A 20,195-nucleotide genomic window follows, 5' to 3' on the forward strand; every position below is an offset into this window, starting at 1 on the left:
CCGGCTTCAAGGCGCGGGGCTCATCGGCCCTGGGCGTCGTTCGGTTGGCGCTCGACCTGCCGCTCGGTGGCGGTGAGGATGCCGCGCAGGATGTTGAGCTCCATGCGCTCGGGGCGCGCCCGCAGGGTGAAGCGGCGCAGCCGGGCCATCAGCTGGCGCGGCATGGCCGGGTCGTGGAAGCCGATGCCGATCAGGGTGCGCTCGAGGTGCTCGAAGTAGCGCTCGAGCTCCTCGTGGCTGGCCAGCGGCTGGGACGGGGCTGGCTCGGCCGGCTCGCCCGCCTCCTGCTGGCCGAGCCAGGCCTGGCGGCACTCGTAGGCCAGCACCTGCACCGCGGCGGCCAGGTTCAGGGAGCTGAAGTCGGGGTTGGTGGGGATGTGCACGTGGGCGTGGCAGCGCTGCAGCTCGGCGTTGGTCAGCCCGCTGTCCTCGCGGCCGAAGACCAGCGCCACCCGGGCCGCCGGGTCGGCGAGCTCGGTGGGCAGCCGCTCGCCCAGCGCCCGGGGCGTGATCATCGGCCAGGGCAGGGTGCGCGAGCGGGCGCTGGCGCCGACCACCAGGGTGGCGTCGCCCACCGCTTCCTCGAGGGTCGCGACCGTGCGCGCATCGTGAACGATGTGGTCGGCGCCCGAGGCACGGGAGACGGTGTCGGCGGTGAGCGGCTCGCAGCGCGGCGCCACCAGGGCCAGGTCGGAGAGCCCCATGTTGTGCATGGCGCGGGCGGTGCCGCCGATGTTGCCGGGGTGGCTGGTGCCGATCAGGACGATGCGGATGCGCTCGAGCATGGTGAGGGCCTGTGGATCCTGGGAGAAACGGGGAGCGGCGATTCTAGCATGGCGACCGGTGGCGACGAATGGCGCATCCGGTGCGCTTCTGCTAGGATTCGCGCCCGATCCGTTCTTTAACACCACCGACTCCCCAAGGCCCGATCATGCATCCGATGGTCCAATTCGCCCTGCGTGCCGCACGCAGTGCCGGCGAACAATTCCTGCGCATCCGCGAGCGAATCGAGAACTCCCACCAGGAGCCCAGCCTCGACCGCCTGCTCGAGGATGCCGCCCGCAATGCCGAGACGCTGATCGTTCGTCAGCTCGCCCGCGGCTACCCCCAGCACGGCGTCCAGGGGCGCTTCACCCCGCATCGCCTCGGCGAGGGCGAAGGCGCCGACACCCTCTGGAAGATCGAACCCTTCCACGGCTACTCCGACCTCACCGTTGCCGCCCCCGGCTTCGCCATGTCGGTGGTGTGTCTCGTCAAGGGCCGCCCGGAGCACGCGGTGGTGATCTGCCCCTTCAGCGACGACGAATACCTGGCCAGCCGCGGCCGCGGTGCCCAGCTCAACGGCAAGCGCATCCGCGTGACCAAGCGCACCGCCGTGGCCGGCACCCGCGTCGCCATGGGCCTGCCCGAGACCTGGCTGCGCCCGCGTCTGCTGCCCTCCTACCTGACCCTGGTCCAGCAGCTCGGCCCGCAGATCGAGCAGCAGCGCGCCTCCGGCAGCGGCCTGCTCGACATGGCCGAACTGGCCGCCGGGCGCGCGGATGCCGCCTTCGTGCTGGGCCTCGAGGAGCAAGACCTGCACGTCGGCTCACTGCTGCTCAAGGAGAGCGGCGCGCTGATGGGCACCCCCGACGGCCAGCCGAGCATCGAGGTCGAGGGCCGCCTGATGGCCGCCGGCCCGCGCCTCTACAAGGCGCTGGTGCAGCAGCTCAAGCCGCACTTCTGATCCCGGCCGGCGCGACACCCGGATGACGGTGTCGCCTGCCGTGCGCCGGCAAACGAGAACGCCCCCGCAGCCAGGCTGCGGGGGCGTTCTCGTTTCCGGGGGAGGGGGCGGCGTCAGGGCAGCTCCTCGGCCTCCGGGTCCTCCTTCTTCGCGGGGATCAGGTCCTCGCGCTGAAGGTTCAGCGGCAGCAGCAGCGCCGCGGAGACGTAGATGGAGGAGAAGGTGCCGACCACCACGCCGAGGATCAGTGCCACCGCGAAGTAGTGGATCATGTCCCCGCCGAGGGTCACCAGCGCCAGCAGCACCAGCAGGGTGGTGCCGGAGGTCGCCAGGGTGCGCGACAGGGTCTGGTTGATGGACTCGTTGAAGATCGTCGGCATGTCGTCGATGCGCGACTTGCGGATGTTCTCGCGGATGCGGTCATAGACCACGATGGTGTCGTTGAGCGAGTAGCCGATCACCGCCAGCACCGCCGCCAGCACCGTGAGGTCGAACTCGAAGCCGAACAGCGCGAAGACGCCGACCACGATGATCACGTCGTGCAGCAGGGCCAGCAGGGCGCCCACGGCGAACTTGTACTGGAAGCGCGCCGCGACGTAGAGCATCACGATGCCCAGCGCCACCAGCATGCCCATGCCGCTCTGGTCGCGCAGCTGGTCGCCCACCTGGGCGCCGACGAACTCGGCGCGCACCAGCGAGACGTCATGGCCGGCGTCCTGCAGCAGGGTGACGATCTGGTCGCCGACGCCGGCCTCGAAGGCCTGCTGCAGGCGGATCAGCACCTCGGTGGAGGCGCCGAAGGTCTGCACCGAGACGTCCTGGAAGCCGGTGGCCTCCAGCGTCTGGCGCACCGTCTCCAGCGCCGGGGCGCTTGAGAAGCGCACCTCGACCAGGGTGCCGCCGGTGAAGTCGAGGCCCAGGTTGAGGCCCAGCGTCAGCATCGCGACCACCGACACCAGCAGCATCGCCACCGAGATCCCGAAGGCGATCCGGCGCTTGCCCATGAAGTCGAACTGTCGTTGTGTCAGGGATTTCATAGGCACCTCTTAAATCCAGAGCTTCTTGATGGGCTTGCCGCCGTAGCACAGGTTGACCATCGCGCGGGTCACCATCAGGGCGGTGAACAGCGAGGTCAGGATGCCCAGCGAGAGCGTCACGGCGAAGCCCTTGACCGGCCCGGTGCCGATCGAGAACAGGATCAGCGCCACCAGCAGGGTGGTGATGTTGGCGTCGACGATCGAGGTGAAGGCGCGCTGGTAGCCGGCGTGGATCGCCTGCTGCACCGAGAGCCCGCCGCGCAGCTCCTCGCGGATGCGCTCGAAGATCAGCACGTTGGCGTCCACCGCCATGCCCAGGGTCAGCACGATGCCGGCGATGCCGGGCAGTGTCAGGGTGGCCCCGAGCAGCGACATGGCGGCCACCAGCAGGGTCAGGTTGAGCGCCAGGGCGACGTTGGCGAAGACCCCGAAGACCTTGTAGCGCGCCAGCATGAAGAGCACCACCAGGAGCAGGCCGATCTGCACCGAGAGCACGCCGCGCTCGATGTTCTCGGCGCCGAGGCTCGGCCCGATGGTGCGCTCCTGGGCGAAGTAGATCGGCGCGGCCAGCGAACCGGAGCGCAGCAGCAGAGCGAGCTCCGCCGCCTCGGTGGGCGAGTCGAGCCCGGTGATGCGGAAGCTGTTGCCCAGCGCGCTCTGGATGGTGGCCAGGCTGATGATGCCGCGCTCGGTGTAGGGGATGCGCTCCACCACCTCCTCGCCGTCGACCATGCGGGTGGTCTCGCGGGTCTTGTGCTCGATGAACAGCACCGCCATGTTGCGGCCGATGTTGGTGCGGGTGGCGCGGTTCATCAGCGTGCCGCCGGTGCCGTCGAGGTCGATGTTGACCTGCGGGCGGCCGTTCTCGTCGAAGCTGTGGTTGGCGTTGGAGACGCTGTCGCCGGTGATGATGACGTCGCGCATCAGGTCGGCGCGGCGCCCCTCACCGTTGCGGAATTCGAAGGACTCGGTCTCGCTCTCCGGGGTGTCGGGCCGCGCCTCGAGGCGGAACTCGAGGTTGGCGGTGGCGCCGACGATGCGCTTGGCGGCCACGGTGTCCTGGACGCCGGGCAGCTCCACCACGATGCGATCCGGCCCCTGGCGCTGCACCAGCGGCTCGGCCACGCCCAGCTCGTTCACCCGGTTACGCAGGGTGGTGAGGTTCTGGTTGATGGCGTAGTCCTGGAGCTCGTCCACGGCCTGGTCGGTCATGGTCATCACCAGCCGCGCACCGCGATCGTCGCCCTCGCTCTGGTAGGTGAACTCGGGGAACTCGCGGCTGAACAGGCTGCGCGCCTCGTCGCGATCCTCGGCGTTGGCGAAGGCCATGGAGACGGTGCGGCCGTCGATCTGGGTGTCGCGGTAGCGGATCCGCTCCTCGCGCAGCTGCTCGCGCATTGCGCTGGCGTTGACCTCGAGGCGCTGCTCCAGGGCGGCGTCCATGTCGACCTCGAGCAGGAAGTGCACGCCGCCGCGCAGGTCGAGGCCGAGGGTCATGGGCGAGGCGGAGAGCGACTGCAGCCATTCGGGGGTCGATTCGGCCAGGTTCAGCGCCACCACGTAGTCGCTGCCGAGCATCTCGGCGATGCGGTCGCGGGCCTTGATCTGGTCGTCGGCGTTGTCGAGGCGGATCAGCACGCGGTTGGCGTCGCGCTCGGCCTCGGTGATCTCGATGCCGGCTGCGTCGAGGTCGTCGCGGATGCGCTCGAGCTGGCGCTCATCGAGGGTGGCGTCGCCCCGCTCGCTGCTGATCTGGACTGCCGGATCCTCGGGAAAGAGGTTGGGAAGGGAGTAGACCAGGCCGGCGAGGAGGACGATGAGTATCAGCAGATACTTCCACAGGGGGTAACGGTTGAGCATGGGGCCCTGTCCTCAGGTTGCGGACGTTGGAGGCTGACAAGGCGGACCAGGCGGGCAATGAAGGAGGGAGCCGGTCGCGCGGCTCCTGCCGCACCGGCCGCAGGGCGGTCCCCGTCACGGCCGAGGAGGGCCGGCGACGGGGACGAAGGGCGCCCGGGTCAGATGGACTTGATGGTGCCCTTGGGCAGGACGGCGGCCACGGCATTCTTCTGCACGTTGACCTCGGTACCGTCGGCGATTTCCATGCTCAGGAACTCGCTCTCGTCGCTGACCTTGGTGATGCGGCCCAGCATGCCGCCGCCGATGACGATCTCGTCACCCTTGGAGAGGTTGCTGATCAGCTGCTTGTGCTGCTTGGCGCGCTTGGCCTGGGGGCGCCACAGCAGGAAGTAGAAGATGGCCACGAAGCCGACCAGCATGACGATCTGGGCGATGCCACCGCCGGGGGCGGCCGCGTCCTGGGCCATGGCCGGGGAAATGAAGAAGTCCAGCATGTATGACGATCTCCTGAGGGATGAAAGCGGGTGTCGATGACCGGCCCGACGGGCCGGCCACGGGTCAAATCGGTGCGGGAGGAACCGGCAGGCCGCGCTGCGTATAGAAGCCTTCCACGAAGTTCGCCAATGTACCCGCTTCGATGGCACCGCGCAAACCGGCCATCAGGCGCTGATAGTGGCGCAGGTTGTGGATGGTATTGAGCATCGAACCGAGCATTTCGCCGCACCGATCGAGGTGATGCAGGTAGCTGCGCGAGAAGTGCTGGCAGGTGTAGCAGTCGCAGACCTCCTCCAGCGGCCGGGTGTCGTGGCGGTGCTTGGCGTTGCGGATCTTGACCGTGCCCTCGGCGGTGAAGAGGTGGCCGTTGCGCGCGTTGCGGGTCGGCATCACGCAGTCGAACATGTCGACGCCGCGGCGCACGCCCTCCACCAGGTCCTCGGGCTTGCCCACCCCCATCAGGTAGCGCGGGGTGTCCTCCGGCATCCAGGTCGGCAGGTAGTCGAGCACCTTGATCATCTCCTCCTTGGGCTCGCCCACCGAGAGGCCGCCGATGGCCAGGCCATCGAAGCCGATCTCCAGGAGGCCCTTGAGCGAGGCCTCGCGAAGCGCGGGGTACATGCCGCCCTGGATGATGCCGAACAGCGCCGAGGGCGAGTCGCCATGGGCCTCGCGGGAGCGCTTGGCCCAGCGCAGCGAGCGCTGCATGGAGAGCTCGGCCTCCTTCTCGGTGGCGGGGTAGGGCGTGCACTCGTCGAAGATCATCACCACGTCGGAGCCCAGCGAGCGCTGCACGGCCATCGACTCCTCGGGGCCCATGAACACCTTGGCGCCGTCCACCGGCGAGCGGAAGTGCACGCCCTGCTCGGTGATCTTGCGCATGGCGCCGAGCGAGAAGACCTGGAAGCCGCCGGAGTCGGTGAGGATGGGCTTGTCCCACTGGGCGAAGTCGTGCAGGTCGCCGTGGCCCTCGATCACCTCGGTGCCGGGGCGGAGCCAGAGGTGGAAGGTGTTGCCGAGGATGATCTCGGCGCCGATCTCCTTGACCGACTCGGGCGTCATGCCCTTGACGGTGCCGTAGGTACCCACCGGCATGAAGGCCGGGGTCTCCACGGTGCCCCGGGGGAAGGTGAGGCGGCCGCGCCGGGCCCGACCGTCGCTGGCCAGGCGCTCGAATGTCATGAAGCTCTCTTTACGCATGGGAGTCTCGCTGTGCCTCGAAAGGACCCCGCGCTAACGGCAGGCGGGGCCCGGGTGTCAGGGCGGTCCGAAAAGGATGGTCGAAAGAGAACGGGCGGCTCAGCGCGCGCGCTCCAGGAACATGGCGTCGCCGTAGCTGAAGAAGGCGTAGCGCTCGGCCACCGCCTCCCGGTAGGCCACCATCGTCGTGTCATAGCCGGCGAAGGACGACACCAGCATCAGCAGGGTCGACTCCGGCAGGTGGAAGTTGGTCACCAGGGCGTCGACCACCCGCCACTCGTAGCCCGGGTAGATGAAGATGTCGGTCTCGCCGCGGTAGGGGGCGATCTCGTCCCCCTGTTGACGATCAGCGCCGCTCTTCAGGCAGGCCGACTCCAGGCAGCGCACGCTGGTGGTGCCCACCGCGATCACCCGGCGACCCGCGGCGCGGGCGCGGCGCACCTGTTCGCAGGCGGTCTCGTCCACCTCGATCCACTCGCTGTGCATCTGGTGATCGCGGATGTCGTCGGCGCGCACCGGCTGGAAGGTGCCGGCGCCCACGTGAAGGGTGACGTAGGCGCTCTCGACGCCCTTCGCGGCCAGCCGTTCGAGCAGCGGCTCGTCGAAGTGCAGGCCGGCGGTGGGCGCGGCCACCGCGCCGTCGCGGCGCGCGTAGACGGTCTGGTAGCGCTCGCGGTCGGCCAGCTCGTCCTCGCGGGTGATATAGGGCGGCAGCGGCATGTGGCCGTGAGCCTCGAGCAGCGCGATCAGCGGCGTCTCGCCGAGAAAGCGCAGCTCGAAGAGCGCGTCCCGGCGGCCCTCCACCACGGCGCGGATGTCGCCCTCGAAGATGATCTCGGTGCCGGGCTTCGGCGACTTGCTCGAGCGCAGGTGCGCCAGGCCCCGGTGGGCGTCCAGCGGGCGCTCGAGCAGCATCTCCACCTTGCCGCCGCTGGCCTTGTGGCCGTGCAGGCGGGCGGGGATCACCCGGGTGTCGTTGAACACCAGCAGGTCGCCGGGCTCGAGCAGCTCGACCAGGTCGGGGAAGCGGCGGTGGGCAAGCTGGCCGCTGGCGCCATCGACGCACAGCAGGCGGCAGTCGCTGCGCTGTTCGGAGGGGTAGCGCGCGATCAGCGCCTCGGGGAGCTCGTAGTGGAAGTCGGCACGCTGCATGAGACGTTTCGGTCCGAAAGAGGGGCGTCGTGGGCGGCTCGCGGTGAGCCGCGCAAAGCCCGCTAGGATACCGCCTCGACGCGGCGAAGTCAGCCGGCCGATTGACCTCCCCCGGCGCCCACGTATAATGCCTCCCGCGTTGCCGGCGTGGCGGAATTGGTAGACGCAGCGGATTCAAAATCCGCCGGGGGCAACCTCTTGTCGGTTCGAGTCCGACCGCCGGTACCAGCAAGAACAGCTACTTACCTCTCCCTCCTTGTGGCTTTGCGTGGCATAGACTAGCTTCCAATAACATACCCTATGTTGGTAAGGATGTTGGTAAGCGGCCATGCCCAAGAAAGCCCATCCCCTGTCTGCCCTTGAGGTGAAGCGCCTCACCACCCCTGGCTATCATGCCGTTGGCGATGTGGCCGGCCTACTGCTGCGCGTGGATAAGAGCGGCGCCCGGTCATGGATACTGCGCTACACCACTGGCGAGACTCGCCTGGCCCAAAGCGGCAAGCCCTACAAGGTGCGCCGAGATCATGGCCTAGGCGGCTATCCCGATACATCGCTGGCGCTAGCCCGCGAGAAGGCCCGCAAGGTCCGCGAGATGCTTGCCCAAGGCATCGACCCCCTGGCAGAGCGCAAGGCCGCCAAGCAAGCGCGGCTGGCGGCTGAACTGGCGCGCCTGACCTTCAAGGAGGCCGCCGAGGCCGTCATTAAGGTGAAACAAGCCGAGGCCAGCAACCCCAAACACGCCAACCAATGGCGGCAGAGCCTAGAGGCATACGCCTTACCAACATTGGGCGCCATGAGCGTGGCCGATATAGAGCTGGTCCACGTCAAGCAAGCCCTTGAGCCTATCTGGCAGAGCAAGCCCACCACCGCCGCCCGCGTGCGCCAGCGTATCGAATCCGTGCTGGCATGGGCGACCGCCCACGGCCACCGCACCGGCCCCAACCCGGCCACGTGGAAAGGCAACCTGGATGCCGTGCTGCCGGCGCCAGCCAAGATCAAGAAGAAGGCCCACCACCGCGCCATGCCCATTGATGAGATGCCGGCGTTCTGGACGCGGCTGAGCGAGCGCGACGATATGCCGGCCAAGGCGCTGGCGTTCACCATCCTGACGGGCAGCCGGTCCGGCGAGGTGCTGGGCGCCCGCTGGGAGGAGTTCGACCTAGCTGGAGCAGTCTGGACGATACCGCCGGAGCGCATGAAGGGGCGACGCGAGCATCGTGTACCGCTGGCGCCGGCTGCCGTTGAGATACTGCGTTCGCTGCCCCAGGCCGATCGAGGGCTGGTATTCACCCGCGACGGCGGACGCAAGCTGTCCGACCGGGCGATGACCGACCTGCTGGCCGCCATGGGCGAGAAAGAGCGGGCGACCGTCCACGGCATGAGGTCCACGCTTCGCGACTGGCTGAGCGAGCGCACGTCTACCCCACACGATGTTGCCGAGATGATCCTGGCCCACGCCATCGGCAACCAAGCCGAGGCTGCCTATCGTCGCGGCGACCTGCTGACAAAGCGCGCCCGCGTGATGAGGCAATGGGCCGCCTTCCTGGCCACCCCGGCCAGCGCCAGAGACAAGGTGACGGCGATTCGCAAGGCATCCACCGATTAACCGATTTGGCCGGCTAGGGCCGTACACCCGAAAGCGCGGCGACTCCACCGCGCCCGCCGGCCAACCTTCCCTGGAGTGAGCGCGAAGGAGTAGCGCCGATGACCATGCAGGCCCGGCTGCTGAGCCGTAAGAGGTGGTACACGCTAGATGATGCTGCCCGGCGATTGAGCGTTGAGTTTGGCGAGGATGTAGAGCTAGAAGATATTGTTCAATTTGTGCTGGATGGAGATTTGCAGCCTAGCATCTACCTTTCGATGGTTCCCGCTTGTCGTATATACCCTGACGACAGCCATGAAGCGGCTGAAATTGAGAAAAGCGGAGAGACGCTAGTAACGGCGCCACGCGCTCGGTATGTGGGCCCAATGAGGCGGCATGATGCTGATGCAAGCCTTGATGGCATCTATCACTTACATTTAACACTGTTTGCCATTGACGCTTGGCGTATGTGGCTCCAAGGCGAAGGCGCTCCCTGTGATGAGTTTTTCAGAAAACTGCCCTCGTATTGGTACGTTACGCCACTGGACGGCAGTGAGAAAACCTTTGTGCCGTGTGAGATTGACCCTGATGCCCCCCCTGGCCTAGACACGTATGAGTCAAAGCGCCCCCCCGACATTGCTGAATGGATTATTGCCCGCCGCGATCTAGATGCTTTCATTGCAAGCCCAGCGGAGCAATCCCCAGGCCAACCCACCGAAGGCGAGGAGCTGCGAGCCCTTGAGGCGCTGGGGCTACTGGCCGTGACGTTTGCTAAAGGGCGCGGACAATACATGCATGAACGGTCCTGCAAGCCCAACTGCGCGCAGATAGCCAAGGCCATGCAGCCACATGCCGGCGAGGTCTACGGGATGGGCGAGAGGAAACTAGCCGGCCTTATCAGCGATGCCCTGGCCGCATGGGAGGAAAAGCGCGGCTAACCGTTTTGCATTTTGCATAAATGCATCTGCACCAATGCGCGAAAGCGCCACGCCATGCTGCCCGTGAATCCACAATGCGAGGCAGAACCACATGGCAGACCCCACCCGCGCCGCCACTACTGGCGGCCACGACACTCCCGCACCGGAGCAGCAAGGCGCCAGCAATGCCTGGCACGCCTGGCTGTCCGTCAAGCATCTTCGCCATCGCTTTGGCGTACACGATGCCACCATCTGGCGTTGGGTCCGTGAAGGCCGTTTTCCCCAGCCGGTAAAGCTGGGCGGCAACCTTACCCGCTGGTCCCTGAGCGACGTTGAGAGCTGGGAACAAGCCCAGCGGGAGGCGTCGGCATGAAAGCCTTTTATCACTACACCAGCGAGCGCCACCACCTGCCGGCCATCCTGTCGAGCGGCGAGCTGAGAGGCCGCGCCGACATGGCAGGCGAACGCCCGCTGGTCTGGTTCTCTGCCCACCCGTTCTGGGAGCCCACCGCCACCAAGCCGCGCTGGATAGGCGGCCTGCTGGTCCCGCAAACCTTCGAGGAATACTACGACGTATTCGGCTGCGTGCGCTTCGCCCTGCCCGCCACTGATGGGCGACTGATGGAGTGGCGCCGAGCGTGCAAGTTTGCCGGTATCCCCAGGCGCGCACGCTGGGCGATGGAGTCCGTAGGCGTCGAGGCCGGCGGCGATCCGCGCGAGTGGTTCGCCCTGGCTGGCCCCTTGCCCCTGGAGGAGCTGAAAGCCGAACGGTTGGAAGGCGGCCAATGGTTGCCTATGACCGTAGAGGAGGGCGCCAGTCATGTTTGAGCTTTCGCATCTGCTGGCCGGCGCCTGGTGCTGGCTCACTGGCCAAGGTGGACAAAGTGAACAAGGTGGACGCGAGGAGGGCGAGGCATGACGCCAGAAACGCAAAAGGCCCGGCTCCCTGCCAGGAGCCGGACCCATAACGAAGCGCCGCCTAAAGAGCCCCCCAAGCATAGCACCATCGAGGCCGCACTGGCCGAGGCATTGGTCGCCCATGGCGTGATGCTGGCGCCCAGGGCGTCGGGGCGGTTCGAGCGGTTCGACGCACCCGACAAGCCAAAGGGCAACGCCAACGGCTGGTATCGCATCCATGGCCCCCTGGCGGCGAGCTTTGGCATCTGGCACCTGGACGTTTCCGAGGTGGTGACGCTTCACGGCGCAAGCGACCCCGAGGCCGCCGCCCAGGCCCGGCTGGACGCCATGCGTGACCGCGAGCGGCAAGAGCGCGAGCGCCAGCAGCAAGCGGCCAAGACGGCCGATCAGGCCCGGCGCTGGTGGGCGCAGTCTCGACCCGCTGACCCTACCTATCCCTACCTGACCGCCAAGGGCCTGCCGCCCTACAACCTGCGCCAGCGAGGAAACATGCTACTGGTGCCGCTGTACGTCGAGGGCGAGCTGGTCAACCTGGAGCGCATCTTTCCCGACGGCAGCAAGCGCCCCTTGAAGGGCGGGCGCGTCAAGGGCGTGGCGAGCCTGATAGGCGATCTGGCGGGCGCCGAGCGCGTGCTGATGGCTGAGGGCTGGTCCACCGCCGCCGCCTTGCATGAGGCTTTGGGCGCGCCTGTGGTGGTGGCACGCAATGCCGACAACCTGGCGCCTGTCGCCCGGCGCCTGCGCCAACGGCTGCCGGCTGAGGTGGCCATTACCATCTGTGGCGATGATGACCGCCACCTGCCGGCCCAAGGCAAGGCCAACAAAGGCGCGGTTGAGGCTCGCCATGCTGCCCTGGCCATTGGTGGCGAGCTGCTGATGCCGCAATTCTGCGAGGGCTGCCGGGGCTGTACCGACTTTGCCGACGTGCGCCTGTGCTGGCTGGGAGGTGGTCATGGTGAGTGAAGTCCGCGATCCCGATACCGTCGATATGTTCGGGCAGCCGCCGGCCACTGAGCCCGTCCATACCCCGCTGGACGTGTCCAAGGTGTCCAACGTGTCCCAGCCCAGCAATAGCGCGGCTTACCGCCGGGACACTACCGGGACACCATCTGTCCCAACGTGTCCCATCGCCCGCGAGGTAGACCCTAGCGAGGCCGAGCCGGCCAAGGTGCAGGCGCCCAGGCGCCCCGCCTTCGCCTGCTACTTGCACCCCAGCCAGTTCGGGCCGGCGGGGCTGTACTACCACGGGCAGCGCCAGCCCAAGGGCGACGGCGACCCAACACCCTTCGACGTGTGGATATGCAGCCCCGTCGAGTGCCTGGCCGCCACCCATGATGAGCGCGGCGATAACCACGGGCTGCTGCTGCGCTTCAAATCCCCCTATGGGCCGTGGCGCCAATGGGCGATGCCGTTGCGGCTGCTGAAGGGCAGCGGCGAGGAGATGCGCGGCGAGTTGCTGGACATGGGCGTGCGGATCAATCCCGACGGCTTCAAGCCGTTGCACCGCTGGGCGTCCCAATGCCGGCCCGATGAGGTGGTGGTGGCCGCTACCCGCGTGGGCTGGCACCGCGTCGAGGAGTCGCTGGTATTCGTCATGCCCCGGCGCACCATCGCCCAGGGCGAGCTGGCGCGTCGAATCACCTTCCAGAGCGAGGTGGCCGGCCAAGACGAGTACGCCACCGCTGGCAGCCTGAAGAGCTGGCGCCAGCACATCGGCACCCTATGCAGCGGCAACCCCCTGATGGTGCTGGCCGTGTCCACTGCCCTGGCCGGCCCGCTGCTGTACCTGTGCCACCGGCAAACGGCAGGCATCCATCTGGTGGGCGATTCGAGCAACGGCAAAACCACGCTACTGGAGGTCGCGGCGAGCGTGTGGGGCGGTCCCGACTTCAAACGCACCTGGCGAGCCACCGGCAACGGGCTGGAGGGCGTGGCCGCCGCCTTGAGCGACACGGCGCTGGTGCTGGACGAGATAGGCGAGGCGGATGGCCGCGAGATCGGCGCCACCGTCTACGCCTTGGGCAACGGCACCGGCAAGGCCCGCGCCAGCCGCACCGGCACCGCCCGCCGCCCGCACCGCTGGCGCATCGCGGTATTAAGCAGCGGCGAGCGCACCCTGGCCGCCCATATGAGCGAGGCCGGCAAGCGCTCCCATGCCGGGCAGGCCGTCCGGCTGCTGGATATGCCTGCCAAGCGAGCCTACGGCGCCTTCGACACCCTGCACCACCTGGCTGATGGCCGCGCCTTTGCGGATCACCTGAAAAGCGAGGTGACGCGCCACCATGGCCACCTTGGGCCGGCGTTCATCGCGCGGCTGGTGGCCGAGGAGCGCGACCTGGCCGGCGAGGTAGAACGCTTCGCCCAGGTAGACGGCTTCGCCACGTCCCGCCCGCTGCAAGGCCGGGCTGCGAAGGTGCTGGCGCTGATCGGGCTGGCCGGCGAGCTGGCCACCGAATACGGGCTGACGGGCTGGCAAGCGGGTGAGGCCATGGCCGCCGCTATCGAGGCGTTCCACGCATGGGCCGCCGGGCAGGGCGGCGCGAGGTCCGAGCATGAGCAGATATTGACCAACGTGGCCGGCTTCATCGAGCGACATGGCGATGCCCGGTTCAGCAGCATCGAGGGCGACCCGGCCCATACTCCCTCGGTGCGCGACCGGGCCGGTTGGTGGCGCGACGATGCCCAGGGGCGAACCTACCTGTTCAACGGCGAGGGGCTGGCCGAGGCGCTGGGCGGATTCGACGTGAAGCGCGGCACCGAAGCCCTGGAGGTCGCCGGCTGGCTGGTTGAGCGAGAAAGCGAGAAGCGATCCATACGGCTGTGGATCAACGGCAGCCGCCACCGCGTCTACGCGATCCGCCCGGCTGAGGCCGAGGAGGACGCGGCATGAGCCTGGACGACGTTTACCGCGCTTTCGCTGGGACACGTCGGGACACCACCTGTCCCGAAGGTGTCCCGCCGCCAACCCGCATGGTTGAGCCCTTGGGACACGTTGGCCCCGTGGGACACCACAAAGAGCAGGCAGGGCAGGACACGGCAGGGCCGGCGCATGAGGTCGAGACGCTGCTGGCCGCCTTGGCTGACATGGGCCGCGATATTGGGCCGGAGCTGGAGCGCCAACTACGCGAGACGCTGGCGCCTCTGAGCCGGCAGGTACGGGCCGAGCTGGTGGCCGTGATAGACGACGCCTTCGAGGTGGCGCCGAGCCTTGAGGATGCCAGACAGCAGGCACGACGGTTGTTAAGGAATGCTAAGGCGCTGGAGGCCGCCAAGGTCGTTTGGCCGGCGTACCCCATGCCATCGCCCACCGAAGCCCAGGCGCCAGCCACAAGCGATGTTGAGCCGCCCTGGCTGGCCTATGTCGCGCACCACTGCGCATTGGTGCCGGATGACCGGCGCTACCTGCTGCACCACCTGGCCAGCCTATCCGACGCCGAGGCGATGCGCCTGGTCCATCTCTACGTTGAGGCGTGGGCCGCTGGTGCCGCCGCTGAGCCCCAGGCCCATCGCCGCGCCAATGCCGGTAGACGGGCCGCTAACGCGATGCTGAGAGGTGCCACACCATGAGGCGACGTTACCCAAAGGCGCGGCCATCCAAGGCCGCCCAGGACGCCTATCGCCGGCTACTGGCGGGCAGTAATGATGATTCTTCCCGACTAGAAAAGGGCGCCATCGACCTGGAGACGTTGCCGGCCATCGACCTGGACACCCTACCGGAGCTTGACCTGGCGCCGCCTGCTATTGACCTGACCCACGACACCGGAGAGGAGAGCGAACGATGAGCAAGAACCCCAGGCGCTTTGCCGAGTCCGTGCGGCTGATCGTGAGTGCAGAGGCTGAGCTGGTGGAAGCCATTGACCGGCTGATGACCCAAGGGCGGCATCATGGCCACCGCAACCGGGCCGAGTTCGTGCGCCTGGCCATCGAGCGAGAACTGGCACGATGTCGGTCTGATGATTTTCGCACCCCCTAATAAGGGCCGGCGGTTGAAAAACAATCAAAGGCTATTGAAGGGCGCCCTAGGCTGGGCGCCTTTGCTATGCCTGGCCGTCTGATGATTTTCGGACCAAAACGCGCGCCTTGTTTGCCGGACCATCTCTGGCGATCTGGAGCCTTGGCCTTTAGATCTAGTTTTTTGCCACTGAGGCAACAGTATGCTCCGGTAGCCAGCCCTCTGCGCGCATTTCGTTCAGTATTTCCTCGGCAATCATGCGTGCGCCGATCTTGTTAGGGTGGTCGTCATCAAAGTATAGCGGCCGACCGTCGGGGAGTTGGGCGACGCAGCGATCGGAGATGAGTCCGTCACAGAATAGCTCTGACGGACGCACACGAATAAGGTTGTCGGTGCCCGAGATAGCATTAAGATAGTCTCGTGCGTTGGCACTACGCTCCAGATAGACTTGATAACTGGTTGAGATAGGCGCCTGCATCTTCTCACCTAGAAACACATTCCGCGCTAACTGCTGGGGGACGTTCCAGCCGACCTCAGGTACGGGGTAGATAAGGACGACGCGGTGGCCGGCTTGGCGGAGTTTTGTCACGGTTCGATCTACGGCCTGTCCAACCTGATCAATACGTTCTGCATTGGAGCCGCCTTGCCAGTCTTTGGGAAATACTGTTGCCTCACCACCCGATTCCACCCCTCCTTCTCGGTTGTTGAATCGGGATCCCTCTATATTTAAGGGCCATCGTGCGACCAAGACGATGGTGCTGGGTGCGACCTCTTTAGTTAGGTAATTAAAAGTTGCAATGTTCCTTTCAGAGCACTCCTGACCTCCAATTCGACGAACCCCGATCGTCGGCTGACAGCCATCATTTGTAAATGGCATGACCGGGATCTTCGCGGGCTTGAGCCTCTCGCTCAACTGCCATGCGAGTTCAACTCCGTGGCTGTCGCCCCAAACATAGATCGGTGGTTGGTCCCCTTCCCCTATCACACAGGCCGATTCGGGAGAGCCGGGATTGCTGCAAGTGTTCCGATAGGGGCTTTTGCTTTCTCCCCAAACGGTCCACTCAGACACGGCATCATTTCGCGAGGTATGCCCTTGGTTCGCCCAGCCGAGACCGCCGACGATGCCGACACCAACGCAGCCAGCAACGGCGGCGGCGAGAACTTGGGGCCGGGGCAGTTTGAGATGCTTGCGAGCCGGTATTTCAATGGTCAGCCAGGTTAGCCATGCCAACACGAAGGTCAAGGCAATCAACATCCCGTAGACCCACAAGGGCACACCCTCGAAGAGGCGGATTCGAGCGAAGGCGAACAGCGGCTGGTGCCAAAGATAGGCGCTATAGCTTATCAGACCGATACCGACGAGCAGACGCAGGCTCAGTATGCGCCCGACAAGGGTTTGGCGATTAGCGGAGAGGATGATAAGTGCGGTGCCGAGGACGGGTGTCAGGGTCCAGAGGCTGGGGAAAGGGGTGGTTTCGTCGAAGGCGATGATGGAGTAAACGATCATGGCCAGGCCAAACAGGCCGGCGACTTCGCGCAGCGGCCTCACCAAGGGTGAACTGGCGTTGTCTCTCGGGGTGGTCTCGTAACGCGGCTGTTGCAAGTACAGCGCCACCAGGGCGCCTACACCGAGTTCCCAGGCACGTGTAGGCAGTAGATAGAAGTTGGCCGAGAGGTGCGTAGAAGATGCCCATTGCGCGAGGCCGAGGCTGGCGAGTGCACCCAGGCTGATGATTACGAACAGCAGCCTTGGAACGAAGCGATAGAGTGCGAGCAGCAGCGGGGGATAGAGGATGTAGTACTGCTCTTCGACGGCGAGTGACCAGGTATGCAGCAATGGCTTGAGTTCGGCGGCACCAGCGAAGTAACCGCTCTCGCGCCAGAAGAGGATGTTGGAAGTAAAAGTGGCCACGCCCACCAGGCTCTGGCTGAAGTCCTTGAACTCGTTGGGCAGCATCCAGAGCCAGGCAAATGGAATACAGGCAAGGCAGACGATGAACAGGGCAGGGAGGATGCGCCGGGCGCGACGTTCGTAGAAGCGCCACATGGAGAAGCCGCCTTGGGCCATCTCCTTGTAGATGATGGTGGTGATCAGGTAACCGCTGATGACGAAAAAGATGTCTACGCCGACGAAGCCGCCTGAGAATGCCGAGAAGCCAGCGTGGAACAGAATAACCGGGATGACCGCGACGGCACGAAGGCCATCGACTTCAGGGCGGTATTGCATGGAAGTTCCCTTTCCTCAAGCTTGATGGCACTTTGGTACCAAATAGGTCAGCCATTGTAGTGTTTTTTCTCATACAAGTTAAGTTAGATCCTGATCCCCCTCTACCCCCTGCGGGCGATCCGCACCCTGCACCTGCCTGCCAATTCAGCAACCGGGCCTGCCACCTGCGAGCGATCTGGTGGGGGTATTAGCGCCAGCCAAAAACCCCAAGGTACTGGCTGTCCCCACCCCGCCGACCACGAGGTGCCTAGAGCCTGGCCGTCGGCAATTTTTCAGCATTGCCTGCTCGCCACCACCATCTGGCCTAAACCCGCATGGTTGAAGGGCTGAGAGGTGTTGATGCTGCCGGTTTGATGTTGGGTTTTGTTGAGGTGCTGGCGCTGGTTCGCGCGGTTGGTACGCACCATAGGTACGCACCCGGCGCAAGCAGAGTAGGGGTGGCCTGATTCCTGAGCTACTGGCGCCTGCGACCGGGGCAGCAGTTTCTCTATATCGCTAACTCAGTTTTTCCGTGCTCGCTGCTGGTGGCCAGTGAGGTTCTGTGTGGCTGATACCGGGCAGGTAGGGCAGAGAGAGGGCCGTCATGGTTGCGGTACAATGGTGTATGACGTGGCAGCCAAGCGCTTTATTAGATGTTGGTAGGTATGTTGGTAAGTTGAAAGTCTTTCATATAAATGCCTGATTTATATGATCCTGCATCGGATTCAAAATCCGCCGAGGGCAACCTCTTGTCGGTTCGAGTCCGACCGCCGGTACCAGCATCACCACGCCCTCAACGGCGTCTCCCCAGCACCACCCCCCCCATCTCGATCTTCGATTCCCGCGCTTAACAGCCAGCGTGGCGTTGTCGCGTGCCCGCTCAGTCGAGGCGGGTCTCCCGAAAGCCGGCGTTGATCAGGCAGTAGAGCCCGTAGCCGAAGAGCCCCAGGGCCACCGCGCCGAGCAGCCAGGGGCCGAAGGGCTGGGCGGCGAGCACGGCCAGGGCGCCGCCCAGCCCCTGGGCCTGGCTGGGGTCGGTTCGCCAGGCGGCGATGCACAAAAACAGGCCGATGATCAGGAAGACCACCCCGCGCGCCGAGAGGCCCCAGCGGGTGATGCCCTCGAACAGGCGGCGCTGGCCGGTGCTCATCTGTCGGTAATGCCAGTTGCCGAGGTAGGTGCGGGCGAGGGCGCGCCACAGCTGGCGCAGGCCGATCCCCAGGAACACCAGGCCGACGGCGAAGACCAGGATGACGCCGCCCCGGTGGCTCATCAGCAGGGCGGTGCGATCCTGCGTCTCGGCCTCGCCCGAGGCCATCGCCGCATGGCGCAGCAGGTCGAGGCAGTAGGTCCCGAGGCTGGCGTGGATGAGGCCGCTGATGGCGAAGCCCAGGCGGGTGACCAGCCCCTTGAACCCGCGGCCGACCATCTCGGTATCCAGCAGCGCCTGCAGCAGCCGCCACAGGGCGTAGGCGAAGAGTCCGATGCCGAGCAGTCCCAGCATGGTGTCGCCGAAGGGGCGATGCACCAGCTGGTTGATGGCCGCCTTGGTGCCGGCATGGTCGCCGCCCAGGCCGGCCGCGGCCAGGGCGGCCAGGCCCCCGACCAGCAGGTAGACGACGCCCTTGGCGACATAGCCAAGCCTCGCCGCGAGGGCGAGGCCCTGCTTGAGGCGTCTCTTGGGGTGGGGGTGCGGGGCTCTCATGGAGGCTCCGAGGCGCGGGGCGCCGTCGAGAGGGTGTGCCTCAGGCCAGGCCGACGATGACCAGGGCCAGGGTGCCGAAGGTCAGGACGTAGCCTAGCAGGGCCATCAGACCGTCGTGGGCGAGCAGCGCCAGGGCGAACAGCGTCAGGGCGAGCCCCGCGCCGTTGGCGGTGAAGGGCACCACCTCCATGGGCGGCATGGCCAGGGCGATCAGCAGGCTGGTCAGGGCCACCGGGAGGTGCGCCGGCCGGCGGATGAGCCACGTCAGGCGCGGCTTGAGCAGGCGGTCGACCCAGCACGCGGGCCGCTCCATCCCGCGGATGACCGCGACGAAGCGCGCCCGGGAGACCCGGCGGCGCAGCAGCCAGTGCGGCAGCCAGATGTGCTCCCGGCCGGCCAGCAGCTGCACGGCGGCGAGCACCACCAGCATCGCCATCAGGGTCGGCACGCCGGGGATATCGCCGATCAGCGGCGCCAGGGTGACGAGCCCCGCCACCAGCAGGAAGGGGGCGAAGGAGCGTCGCCCGAGGCTGTCGAGGATCGCCTCCAGGCTGACGCTCTCGGCGTGGTGCCCGGCCTGCTGGACCCGCGCCAGCAGGCGGGTCAGGTCGTCCCGGGGACGCTCCGGCTCGGCGGCCTCACCGGCCATGGCGCTTGCGCGTCCACAGCAGCAGGGCGCCGAGCAGCAGCAGGGCGGGGCCGACGAAGCCGATGGGGCTCTCGGTCTGCCAGCCGATGACCGGCAGCAGGGCGCCGGCGATCAGCAGGGCGATGGCCAGGGTGCGAACCGTCATGGATGCTCTCCGTGCGAGTGTCCGGCCAGTGTAACTGCCTGATCGCCCGGGCTGCAGTCCCCCCGATGGCCGACCGTGGAGGGACTGTCGCCGCCTGACGGGATGGCGTAGAGTAGCTGATTCACAGTCCTTCGCCCCTTCGTCGGTGGAGGGCTGTTTTCGTTGGCAACCCCGCAAGCGTGCAATCAACGTTGACGGTGTCCTGGAGGCCTTATGACGACGCGTCCCCCCCTTATCATCAACCGGCTCGATGCCGAGCGGCTGCAGCGCCTCATCGACGCGGCCGACGACGACACCCTGGCGGTGGCCGAGGCCCTCGAGGAGGAGCTGGCGCGCGGCGAGGTCGTCGACCCGGAGGACGTCCCCGAGGACGTGGTCAGCATGTGCAGCCAGGTGCAGTTCACCGACCTGGACCGCGACCGCCAGATCATCCGCACCCTGGTCTATCCCCATGCGCTGAGCACCACCGAGGACGGCATCTCGGTGATGGCGCCGGTGGGCGCGGCGCTGCTGGGTCTGCGCATCGGCGATACCATTGCCTGGCCGCTGCCGGGCGGGCGTGAGTCGCGGCTGCGCATCGACGCCATCCTCTGGCAGCCCGAGCGGGAAGGCCAGTTTCACCGGTAGGCGCCTGTCGTGCCTCTCCCCCGC

Annotated in this window: 22 protein-coding genes and 1 tRNA gene; 12 read left to right on the forward strand and 11 right to left on the reverse strand. The window is 66.5% G+C overall.

The genetic code is table 11. The annotated features are described in order from the left end of the window. Nucleotides 1–20: 20 nt before the first annotated feature. A complete protein-coding gene (trmJ, locus tag C9F13_RS06585; protein WP_108445446.1) occupies nt 21–785 on the reverse strand; it encodes a tRNA (cytosine(32)/uridine(32)-2'-O)-methyltransferase TrmJ in 765 nt (254 codons plus the stop codon). Between the two features lie 146 nt (nt 786–931). On the opposite strand from trmJ, the gene C9F13_RS06590 reads away from it, so the two are divergent. Continuing rightward, nucleotides 932–1,726 carry an inositol monophosphatase family protein gene (locus C9F13_RS06590; RefSeq protein WP_108445447.1) on the forward strand — a complete coding sequence of 265 codons (795 nt, stop codon included), beginning with the start codon at nt 932–934 and terminating at the stop codon, nt 1,724–1,726. A 113-nt stretch (nt 1,727–1,839) separates the two neighbouring features. On the opposite strand, the gene secF is transcribed toward C9F13_RS06590, so the two are convergent. From secF to queA, 5 genes are all read right to left on the reverse strand, one after another. Next, nucleotides 1,840–2,763, reverse strand: a complete 924-nt coding sequence (gene secF, locus C9F13_RS06595) for a protein translocase subunit SecF (protein WP_108445448.1) — start codon at nt 2,761–2,763, stop codon at nt 1,840–1,842. 9 nt (nt 2,764–2,772) lie between these two features. After that, on the reverse strand, nt 2,773–4,623 hold the full coding sequence (gene secD / locus C9F13_RS06600) for a protein translocase subunit SecD (protein WP_108445449.1): 1,851 nt from the start codon (nt 4,621–4,623) through the stop codon (nt 2,773–2,775). A gap of 158 nt (nt 4,624–4,781) precedes the next feature. Beyond that, nucleotides 4,782–5,117, reverse strand: coding sequence for a preprotein translocase subunit YajC (yajC, locus tag C9F13_RS06605; RefSeq protein WP_108445450.1), 336 nt, complete (start codon nt 5,115–5,117; stop codon nt 4,782–4,784). A 64-nt stretch (nt 5,118–5,181) separates the two neighbouring features. After that, nucleotides 5,182–6,300 (reverse strand): tRNA guanosine(34) transglycosylase Tgt, encoded by a 1,119-nt coding sequence (gene tgt / locus C9F13_RS06610; protein ID WP_211310919.1) that lies wholly within the window; start codon nt 6,298–6,300, stop codon nt 5,182–5,184. Between the two features lie 117 nt (nt 6,301–6,417). Next, entirely contained in the window at nt 6,418–7,470 is a 1,053-nt protein-coding gene (queA, locus tag C9F13_RS06615; protein ID WP_108445452.1) for a tRNA preQ1(34) S-adenosylmethionine ribosyltransferase-isomerase QueA, read from the reverse strand. A gap of 141 nt (nt 7,471–7,611) precedes the next feature. On the opposite strand from queA, the gene C9F13_RS06620 reads away from it, so the two are divergent. The 10 genes from C9F13_RS06620 (at nt 7,612) to C9F13_RS06655 (ending at nt 14,860) form a co-directional block, all read left to right on the forward strand. Further along, nucleotides 7,612–7,698, forward strand: a tRNA-Leu gene (locus C9F13_RS06620). 100 nt (nt 7,699–7,798) lie between these two features. After that, a complete protein-coding gene (locus C9F13_RS06625; RefSeq protein WP_108445453.1) occupies nt 7,799–9,076 on the forward strand; it encodes a tyrosine-type recombinase/integrase in 1,278 nt (425 codons plus the stop codon). 98 nt (nt 9,077–9,174) lie between these two features. Next, the gene (locus tag C9F13_RS17465) at nt 9,175–9,990 is read left to right on the forward strand and encodes a hypothetical protein (RefSeq protein ID WP_157955174.1); all 816 of its coding nucleotides are present in this window, start codon (nt 9,175–9,177) and stop codon (nt 9,988–9,990) included. Between the two features lie 91 nt (nt 9,991–10,081). Then, a complete protein-coding gene (locus C9F13_RS06630; protein ID WP_108445454.1) occupies nt 10,082–10,342 on the forward strand; it encodes a helix-turn-helix transcriptional regulator in 261 nt (86 codons plus the stop codon). Further along, complete coding sequence (locus C9F13_RS06635) at nt 10,339–10,797, forward strand: hypothetical protein (protein WP_108445455.1); 459 nt, start codon at nt 10,339–10,341, stop codon at nt 10,795–10,797. Before C9F13_RS06630 ends, C9F13_RS06635 begins: the two co-directional genes overlap by 4 nt. A gap of 87 nt (nt 10,798–10,884) precedes the next feature. Next, complete coding sequence (locus tag C9F13_RS06640) at nt 10,885–11,850, forward strand: primase/helicase family protein (RefSeq protein ID WP_157955175.1); 966 nt, start codon at nt 10,885–10,887, stop codon at nt 11,848–11,850. Continuing rightward, nucleotides 11,840–13,777 carry a DUF927 domain-containing protein gene (locus C9F13_RS06645; protein WP_108445457.1) on the forward strand — a complete coding sequence of 646 codons (1,938 nt, stop codon included), beginning with the start codon at nt 11,840–11,842 and terminating at the stop codon, nt 13,775–13,777. The genes C9F13_RS06640 and C9F13_RS06645 overlap by 11 nt, the downstream gene beginning before the upstream one ends. Further along, nucleotides 13,774–14,454, forward strand: a complete 681-nt coding sequence (locus C9F13_RS06650) for a hypothetical protein (protein ID WP_108445458.1) — start codon at nt 13,774–13,776, stop codon at nt 14,452–14,454. The genes C9F13_RS06645 and C9F13_RS06650 overlap by 4 nt, the downstream gene beginning before the upstream one ends. Then, nucleotides 14,451–14,669, forward strand: coding sequence for a hypothetical protein (locus tag C9F13_RS17470; RefSeq protein ID WP_157955176.1), 219 nt, complete (start codon nt 14,451–14,453; stop codon nt 14,667–14,669). The genes C9F13_RS06650 and C9F13_RS17470 overlap by 4 nt, the downstream gene beginning before the upstream one ends. Further along, complete coding sequence (locus C9F13_RS06655) at nt 14,666–14,860, forward strand: ribbon-helix-helix domain-containing protein (RefSeq protein WP_108445459.1); 195 nt, start codon at nt 14,666–14,668, stop codon at nt 14,858–14,860. Before C9F13_RS17470 ends, C9F13_RS06655 begins: the two co-directional genes overlap by 4 nt. A gap of 154 nt (nt 14,861–15,014) precedes the next feature. Here C9F13_RS06655 and C9F13_RS06660 read toward each other — a convergent pair whose 3' ends face one another. From C9F13_RS06660 to C9F13_RS17475, 5 genes are all read right to left on the reverse strand, one after another. After that, nucleotides 15,015–17,066, reverse strand: a complete 2,052-nt coding sequence (locus tag C9F13_RS06660; RefSeq protein WP_108445460.1) for an acyltransferase family protein — start codon at nt 17,064–17,066, stop codon at nt 15,015–15,017. A 272-nt stretch (nt 17,067–17,338) separates the two neighbouring features. Further along, a complete protein-coding gene (locus C9F13_RS17780) occupies nt 17,339–17,473 on the reverse strand; it encodes a hypothetical protein (protein ID WP_281261064.1) in 135 nt (44 codons plus the stop codon). Between the two features lie 452 nt (nt 17,474–17,925). Next, complete coding sequence (locus C9F13_RS06665; RefSeq protein WP_108445461.1) at nt 17,926–18,750, reverse strand: DUF1206 domain-containing protein; 825 nt, start codon at nt 18,748–18,750, stop codon at nt 17,926–17,928. A 40-nt stretch (nt 18,751–18,790) separates the two neighbouring features. After that, nucleotides 18,791–19,399: an exopolysaccharide biosynthesis protein gene (locus C9F13_RS06670; RefSeq protein WP_108445462.1), complete on the reverse strand. Its 609-nt coding sequence runs from the start codon at nt 19,397–19,399 to the stop codon at nt 18,791–18,793. Beyond that, nucleotides 19,389–19,544, reverse strand: coding sequence for a hypothetical protein (locus C9F13_RS17475; protein ID WP_157955177.1), 156 nt, complete (start codon nt 19,542–19,544; stop codon nt 19,389–19,391). The genes C9F13_RS06670 and C9F13_RS17475 overlap by 11 nt, the downstream gene beginning before the upstream one ends. A gap of 213 nt (nt 19,545–19,757) precedes the next feature. On the opposite strand from C9F13_RS17475, the gene rnk reads away from it, so the two are divergent. Then, the gene (gene rnk, locus C9F13_RS06675) at nt 19,758–20,171 is read left to right on the forward strand and encodes a nucleoside diphosphate kinase regulator (protein ID WP_108445463.1); all 414 of its coding nucleotides are present in this window, start codon (nt 19,758–19,760) and stop codon (nt 20,169–20,171) included. The last annotated feature ends 24 nt before the right edge of the window (nt 20,172–20,195 follow it).

The organism is Halomonas denitrificans (assembly GCF_003056305.1).
In the GTDB taxonomy this organism is placed as follows: domain Bacteria; phylum Pseudomonadota; class Gammaproteobacteria; order Pseudomonadales; family Halomonadaceae; genus Halomonas; species Halomonas denitrificans.